General features: G+C 44.8%; 6 protein-coding genes. All 6 read right to left on the bottom strand.

Annotated elements, in window-relative coordinates; genetic code table 11:
- Positions 1-41: 41 nt before the first annotated feature.
- On the bottom strand, positions 42-326 hold the full coding sequence (locus NWQ57_RS18010) for a hypothetical protein (RefSeq protein WP_306023559.1): 285 nt from the start codon (positions 324-326) through the stop codon (positions 42-44).
- A 94-nt stretch (positions 327-420) separates the two neighbouring features.
- On the bottom strand, positions 421-1,725 hold the full coding sequence (locus NWQ57_RS18015; protein WP_306023560.1) for a HAMP domain-containing sensor histidine kinase: 1,305 nt from the start codon (positions 1,723-1,725) through the stop codon (positions 421-423).
- The gene (locus NWQ57_RS18020; RefSeq protein ID WP_306023561.1) at positions 1,722-2,405 is read right to left on the bottom strand and encodes a response regulator transcription factor; all 684 of its coding nucleotides are present in this window, start codon (positions 2,403-2,405) and stop codon (positions 1,722-1,724) included. Before NWQ57_RS18020 ends, NWQ57_RS18015 begins: the two co-directional genes overlap by 4 nt.
- Positions 2,406-2,476: 71 nt before the next feature.
- Positions 2,477-3,895 (bottom strand): efflux transporter outer membrane subunit, encoded by a 1,419-nt coding sequence (locus tag NWQ57_RS18025; RefSeq protein ID WP_372340941.1) that lies wholly within the window; start codon positions 3,893-3,895, stop codon positions 2,477-2,479.
- 16 nt (positions 3,896-3,911) lie between these two features.
- A complete protein-coding gene (locus NWQ57_RS18030; protein WP_306023563.1) occupies positions 3,912-7,073 on the bottom strand; it encodes an efflux RND transporter permease subunit in 3,162 nt (1,053 codons plus the stop codon).
- A gap of 3 nt (positions 7,074-7,076) precedes the next feature.
- A complete protein-coding gene (locus tag NWQ57_RS18035; RefSeq protein ID WP_306023564.1) occupies positions 7,077-8,261 on the bottom strand; it encodes an efflux RND transporter periplasmic adaptor subunit in 1,185 nt (394 codons plus the stop codon).
- Between the last annotated feature and the right edge of the window lie 298 nt (positions 8,262-8,559).

Here is an 8,559-nt window from a genome sequence, read left to right on the forward strand (position 1 = left end):
CACATACTTGGGCAAACATTTATCTTGTTGTCCCATGTGGTTCAGAAACTGCGGGGTCTTTTTAGCAGATCTTGGGTGACTTGTTCCCAGTAATAACCAGCAAAGTTTTTACCATGCAGTAACACAATCACTTTTTCTGCGTCTTTAGCGCCTACATCCATGTAGCGCATGTTTAACTCTTGATTTTGCGAATTGAACTTGAAGGTCTCAACATCAAAGGGATAGTCAAAGCCATCCAACTCCTTATTATACTTAACTGCACTCTGGGCAAAGACCTGAGGCGTTAGCATAAAAACCACCACTAGCATCGAAAAACACTTTTTCACGTTCACCTCTGTTATTACATTTTGACTTAAACCTAAGGCTAGAAAATAGACAAACACCCTCTATAAATAGCCACGTACTGATGGCCTTACCAAATTATTTATTCAGCTCAAAATCAACAGTGACCTGATATAGTCCTTGCACATTAGTCACTTCATAAAACCAAGCATGGCGCTTAATGATTTTTTCGCTAAGTTGCAAACCTAGTCCATAACCTTCGCCAAAAGCAACGGCAGTCTCATTCGTTCCAGTCTTAAGCTCGGCATTATCGTCCTGGGTGTTGCAGTTAATGATAGTAAGCCGCCCACCCTGCTGTTTGATATTCACGTAACCTGATTGAGTATGCTGATAGGCGTTGCGAATAAGATTACTTAATACAATATGGCAGGCAGTAGCTTGTACATGCAGCCCGTATTGTTCGGTGTCTATGTTAATTTCAACGTTTTTTGCATTGAGTAAATAATTAAGTTCAACACACAATTGTTTGATTTTATCATCTAAGGCTACCGTCTCTGGCGCAACCTCTTGTTCATCATTACGGCTAAGCCACAGTAGGGTGTCGGTCAAATTGCTCATGGTTAAACCGGCCCGTTGAATGCGCTGCAAGGTCAGTTGTTGTTTGTCACTAAGGGGGGCTTTTTCGCTTAACCTTTGCAATAACTCAACATTGCTACGAATGACCGCAATAGGCGTACGCAATTCATGGCTGGCGTAACTTAAAAATTGTTGTTCACGCTCAACACTTTGATGAGCCGACTTTAAATTACTTTGCACTAGGGCGGCCAATACATTTAATTCGTTGTAGTTAAAATCTGGCGGCGAATGTTGCAGGTTTTCTTGGTTTAAGGATTTGGCCCAATTTTTTAAGGATTCGATGGGTTTGGCTATTTTTCGCATTATCATCATTAAAAAAAAGATAAATAAGGCAATGGCCGCAACCGCCGTAAAAAATATCCAATACAGTCGTTTGGCAGGAGAACTTGAATCTACGCTGACAGGTCGGTCTTTTTCGAGCATGACCTTGGATATAAATCGTTGTTCACCTTGGGGAGTATAAAACAACACCATAAAATAAACATTTTCAGGCACGGAAAAAATCGATGACTGCTCTGTTATTTTTTGTAGTCGTCCCTCCTCGCTAAGTGGCGAATTAAAAAGTTGCTGAATAATATCTGGGGTATCCTGCCAACGGCTTGCTATATGAAAACCGCCAATATCTTTTGCTTGTCCATCTTCAAGTTCAACTGTTTTAGCCAGATCACGCATGACCACATAATGCCCTTTATCGAGGCCGTCAATAAAATAGTTAACACTTAATAAAGAAAAACCAATCGCCATCACCGAGCCAAGCAATACCACACTGATAAAAAAATACAGTCTAAGACTTGGTCTGATTTTCAATCTAACTCTCCTTCAATATCTTTTCTAATAGCAAAACCAATACCTGATACCGTCTCTAAGCTGATGTTACTCGTGGCGCTATCCAGCAGTTTGCGCAAATGATAAATATGCACCTTTAGACTATTACTATCAGGTTGTTCATCGCCCCAAACGCTTTGCATAATTTGCTGACGATTTACCGCTTGCGGACTGGTACGTACTAATACTTCTAATAATTTAAAAGCGATAGGCGAAAGTTTTAAAGGTTTTTGCTTTAAAAGTGCAGTGTGCAGGCTTAAATCTAGGGTTAAATCACCCAATACTAAGCGTTTTACTTCGCCACTGCGGCGCTTTGCAAGCACTTGCACTCGCGCCACCAGCTCCTTCAGCGCAAAGGGTTTGACTAAATAATCATCACTACCTGCTGCAAAACCTTGCAACTTATTATCGAGGCTATCACGGGCCGTCAGCATTAGAATTGGAATATCCATGCCGCGTTCCCGCAGGGTATTGCACAGGGTTAAGCCATCCATTTTTGGCATATTAATATCAAGTATGATCATTTGATAATGATTGGTTTCGATTAAATGTAAGCCCATAAGCCCATTGCTCGCATGGTCACACTCAATGGACTCAATATCGAGATAATCAACTACGGTAGTGGCAAGGTCGATGTCATCTTCAACCAGTAATACATTCATTAAAATATTAATCCTAGCAACTTCATAACATAAAAATCCCACATCGAATGACAGAGATTATAAGCAAAAACTTAGTTATTATCTTGCCCAGACTCTTTTTCTACTAAGCCACCGCCCAATACCCTATACAGGGTGATGCGATTATTAAGATCCGTCTGTCTGGTGCTAATAAGCGATTGTTTTGCACCATACAATGTACGCTGGGCGGTTAGGGCATTTTGAAAGCTGTCAATCCCCCCTTTATAGCGTGCTAACGACAAATCATAACTGCGACTCGCCGCCGTCACTAAGGCTTGTTGGGCATCCAATTGTTGTTGAATGGTTGCTCGACGCGCTAGCGCATCAGCGACTTCAGCAAATGCACTTTGAATTGCATATTCATAGGCAGCAAGATACTTACGTTGCTGGGCTTCACTGTAGGCCAAATTCGCGTCATTCGCTCCGCCATCAAATATGGGTAAAGATAAACTCGGCGCAATAGTCCAAATTGAATTGGCGCCGCCAGTGAATATATCGGCCAATACTGAACTAGCCAAGCCGCCAGAGGCGGTTAACGACAAGCTCGGAAAAAACGCCGCCCGGGCAACACCAATATTGGCATTGGCTGATTTTAGGTCATGTTCGGCCGCCAAGACATCTGGGCGCTGCAACAGCACCGACGACGCTAAGCCTGCTGGCACATCTGAGACCAAGGTTGCGCTTTCTGGCAATTCTTCAGGCAGCAAGTTGTCAGCAAATTGCTCACCCACTAACAAACGCAAGGCGTTAAGATCTTGCGCGACTTGGGTGGTGTAACTGGCAATGTCTGCACGGGCGCTATGATAAACCGTTTGGGCACTGGCCACGTCTATCCTTGAATCCACCCCTAACTCTAAACGCTTGTTAGTAATATCCATGGTTTTCTGAGCATTCGCGGCAGTTTCTTGGGCTAAGCTCAGTTGATTTTTATCTGCAGCTAAGGTTAACCAGGCATTGGCAATCTCACCGATAAGGGCGATTTTTGCCGCTTTGGCGGTTTCCGCGCTTGCCAAATAGGCTTCCAGCTGCGCCTCAGTTAGGCTGCGATTCTTACCAAATAAGTCGATTTCATAACCACTCAACCCTACTTCGGCTCCATAGATTGTAGAGATATCGCCGGCTGAGGACTTGGTACGACTGCCACTTAAGCCCGCATCAATAGCCGGATATAAATCTGCTTTTTGGATACGATAAGTCGCTCTGGCGGATTCAACATCAGCCAGAGTTTCACGCAGGCTGCGGTTGCTATTGAGCGCCAGCTCAATTATTTGTGCTAAGCGTGGATCTTTGATGAAATCTTGCCAAGGGACTTGCAGCGCCTGCTCTGCTGATAACCCTTGAGTCTGAGTCTGTGGCTGGTTTTGCCATTCATTAGGCACAGGCAAATCAGTGCGAGCATAATCCGGGGCTAAGCTACTACATCCGGCTAAAATTAACGCGCCAACGATAGGCAGCAACCTAGCACTGCCCATCACATTAATGGTTAATTCAGTCATGGGCATTCTCCTTAATCGAAGACTTAACATCATATACTGGACGTCGTTTGGGAAATAATCCACGGATCAAGACAAAAAACATAGGTACCAAGAATATCCCAAAAATGGTGGCGGTTAAGGTACCACCAACAATACCCGTACCGATTGAAATACGGCTATTGGCGCCCGCACCAGATGAAATAGCCAGTGGCAAAGTACCAAACATAAAGGCCAAGGAGGTCATAATAATCGGCCGTAAACGCAGTTTTGCCGCTTCAAGTGCAGAACTTACCAATGACGAGCCTTTCTGATAGGAGGTCTCAGCAAATTCCACGATTAAGATCGCATTTTTTGACGCCAGCCCAATGGTGGTTAACAGAGCCACCTGAAAATAAATATCGTTTTCGAGGCCGCGCATGGTGGCTGCTATGGCTGCGCCAACCAAACCTAATGGAATAACCATAATGACAGAAAAGGGTACTGACCAGCTTTCATATAAGGCCGCTAGTGCTAAGAACACCACCAAAATAGAGATGCCGTAAAGCATGCTTGACTGCCCGCTTGAGAGCTTTTCTTGGTAAGACAAATCACTCCATGAGTAGCTTAACTTATCTTGACCCACTTCTTCACTTAAGCGTTCCATTTCAGCCATGGCTTGGCCCGAACTCACTCCGCTCGCCCCAACACCTTGTATCTCGTAGGACGCAACACCATTAAAACGCGACAAACTTTGTGGCGCGCTTGACCATGTCGTAGAGCTAAACGCAGAGAAAGGCGTCATGGTAGTTTCACCATCAGCATTTACCCCTCGTACATGCCACTCACCTAAATCCTCAGGTTTAGATCGGTATTGGGCATCACTTGTCACATAGACTTTTTTCACTCTACCATCGTCAATAAAGTCATTCACATAGGAGCCAGCCCATGCCGAAGTTAAGGTCGCCGAAACATCCGACAGGGACAAACCTAGGGCCGTTGCCTTGCCGTTATCAATATCAATTTTGAGCTGGGGTGTGTCACTCAGCGCTCCTTCTCGAATACTCGAGAGTAATTCGCTTTGGCGTGCTTTACTAAGCAATTCGTCTTTCAAACGGCTTAACTCTTCACGGCTAGTACCTGTAGCTGCTTGCACTTGAAAGGTAAAACCGTTGCTTTGACCTAGCCCTTGGATCACGGGTTGCTGCATAGCAAAAACACTTGCATCACGAATGCTCGACAAATTTTTGTTCATTCTATTGATTAAAGCTTCTGCACTCTGCTCTTCTTGGGGGCGTTCATCCCAAGGCTTTAATCCTACAAACCCCATGCCTGCATTTTGTCCGCTCCCAGCTCGATTAAAACCCGAAATCGTAAATGTGCGGATCACGCTATCTGTTTCATTTTCCATCAGATATTGCTCTACCTTTTCGGCCACCGCGCGAGTACGTTTTATAGAGGCTCCCGGAGGCAAGTTAATTTGAAACATGGTATTGCCTTGATCTTCTTGAGGTAAAAAGCCCGTTGGCATCCGCACAATAAGTAAGGCCAATATCCCGATAATAACGCCATACACTATTATCCAACGCACCTTGCGCGTGATGATATGTTCTACGTGGCCAGTATATGAGGTAGTTAGACGGTCAAACACACGGTTAAAGCCAGCAAAAAATCCCTTACCGTCTTTGTTATGTTCAGTCTTAGTCAGTAAGCTGGCACATAACATGGGGCTGAGGGTCAAGGCCACAATAACCGACAGGGTCATTGACGACACAATGGCTATCGAGAATTGTTGGTAGATGACACCCGTTGAGCCACCAAAAAATGCCATAGGTAAAAATACCGCCGATAACACCACGGCAATACCGATCAATGCACTGCTTATTTCTGACATGGACTCTATGGTCGCATCGCGGGGGGATAAGTTCTTCTCGCGCATTAAGCGCTCAACGTTTTCAACCACCACAATGGCATCATCCACCAGCAAACCAATAGACAGAACTATGCCAAACATGGTGAGGGTATTGATGGAAAATCCGAAGGCTGATAACACGCCAAAGGTACCCAGCAATACCACGGGGACAGCAATGGCAGGAATTAACGTTGCCCGCCAATTTTGCAAAAACAACCACATCACCAATACCACCAACACCACAGCTTCCACTAGGGTTTGAACCACTTCGCTGATTGAAATTTTGATGAAATCAGTACTATCACGGGGAAAGGTCACTTGGTAACCGTCAGGTAAGTTTTTGGCCAACTCGGCCACTTTGGCTTTTACCCGAGTCGCTGTGTCTAAGGCATTAGCGCCGGGCGACAGCATGACGGCAATACCCGATGCGGGATGGCCATTTAAACGGGGAATAGCATCGTAACTCGCACTGCCTATTTCAACCCGAGCCACATCGCTCAAGTACACATTAGCGCCACTGGCATCGTATTTAATGATGATATTGCTAAACTCATCTACAGTAGACATCATTGACTGCGCCGTGACTGTGGCATTGAGTTCTTGCTCCGTCAAAGCGGGTATCGCACCGATTTTACCGGCAGGTATTTGTACGTTTTGTGCGGCTAAAGCGCTGGTAATGTCTGAGGGCATTAACTCATAGGCTGCCAATTTGGTTGGGTCGAGCCAGATACGCATGGCATACTCTGAACCAAATACCCGGGTGTCTCCCACCCCTTCAATGCGAGCTATCTCATTTTCTATGTTAGATGAAATGTAATCAGCGATATCAAAGGAAGAAACCTGATCGCTTGCATCATAAATGGCGGTAACCAGTAAAAAGTCACTATTAGATTTGGTTACCGTTACCCCTTGAGTTTGTACCGATTCGGGAAAGCGCGACGTCACCTGCTGTACTTTATTTTGCACTTGTACTTGGGCGTAATCTGGGTCAGTGCCCTCTTCAAAGGTGATACTGACTGACGCTGAGCCATCCGAGGTACTCGAAGAGGAAAAGTATAATAAGCCGTCAAGGCCAGTTAATTGCTGTTCGAGTATTTGTGTAACACTGTTTTCCACCGTTTGGGCATCAGCACCGGTATAGCTTGTAGTAACCCTAATAACAGGGGGAGCCACACTTGGGTACTGGGCAATTGGTAAGGACATAATTGAGGAAATACCGATCAGCATAATGATGATAGAAATAACCCAAGCAAAAACCGGACGATCGATAAAAAAACGGGCAAACATAAATTATAGCCCTCCTAGGGTAGCGGAGGTACTTTGCTCAGCTAAGGCAACCACAGCGCCCGTAGCATCCATTTGCACTTCAATAGGCTTAACTTCACTACCTGGTCTTACTTTACTACTGCCTTCAACCAATAATTTATCATTCAGTGATAAGCCGCTCTCGAGTAGCCATTGATTGCCAACCGCATTAATGGTTTTTAAACTGCGCTTTTCGACTTGATTATTCTCACCAATCACATAGGCGTAGGCTTCACCCGTCGCCTCGTGGTAAACCCCTTGTTGTGGCACCAATATCGCATTTTGTTCTACCGCTTCATTGACTTGTGCTCGCACAAACATGCCGGGTAATAAGACACCATCAGGATTGGCAAATTCGGCACGCAAGGTGACGGAGCCTGTCGATGCATCCACTGATACTTCTTGCATTTTCAACTGACCTTTAAGGCCATATTCACTGCCATCTTCTAAGGTCAGTGTTACCGCAGCTGTGCCTTGTTTCACACCACTATCTGTCATCAGTTGGCGCAGTTTGAGTAAGTCCTTGCTGCTTTTTTTCATATCCACGTAAATAGGATCCAAAGTACGAATAGTCGCAAGAGCACTAGTTTGCTGAGCGGTAACTAGCGCACCGGCGGTTACGCTAGAGATCCCAATATGACCCGAGATGGGCGCGGTAATTTTGGTAAATTCAAGGTTAATCGCCGCCGTTGCTAAGGCGGCCTGATACTTTTCAATATTCGCTTTAGCTTCAAGATAAGTCGCATGGGCATCGTCAGCATCTTGTTGCGATACCCCTTCAAATTGCAATAAATCGGCGTAACGCTGATTTTTCAAACTCGCCGTTTCAAGGGATGCTTTAGCGCTATTTAAATTGGCATTGGCTTCATTGTAAGCAGACTGATAGGTCGCCGGCTCAATTTGATACAGCAACTGGCCCTGCTCTACTGAGTTACCCTCAATAAACAAACGCTGCTGAATAATACCACCCACCTGCGGACGTACTTCAGCGCTAAGGGATGCCACCACACGCCCCTGCATTTGGGTGTCAATATTATGCTCGGCACTACTTACCCTAATATACGAAACCGCCGTTACTGGCGCAGAGCTCGCAGGCGTGCTGTCTGGTTGACAACTGCTGAGTGTAATCGCAGCGACGAGTAAGCCTGTGATGCCGATTGAAGATTTCATGATAAAAAATTCCTGATAAGTAATTAAAAAAGATCAGACTCAAGACCACAAGATAGTTGTGTTATCCCTAACTGAAAAAGTCGAAAAGTCTACAATAGGTTCAAGCATAACAAGGGCAAGGTTAAGGAAGGGTTAAACAGTCAACTTAGGATTAAAAAACAATGTATATAGGTTAAAATTTCTCATCTCAAAGGCAAACGCAAAGGTAGGCGGGTATAGGTAAAATAAAACGTCATTTTTCATGAAATGAAAATACATGATGCCTCATATTTTCCATATTGACATCTATTTCATATTC

It is taken from the genome of Paraglaciecola sp. (genome assembly GCF_030730205.1).
Taxonomy (GTDB): Bacteria; Pseudomonadota; Gammaproteobacteria; order Enterobacterales; family Alteromonadaceae; genus Paraglaciecola.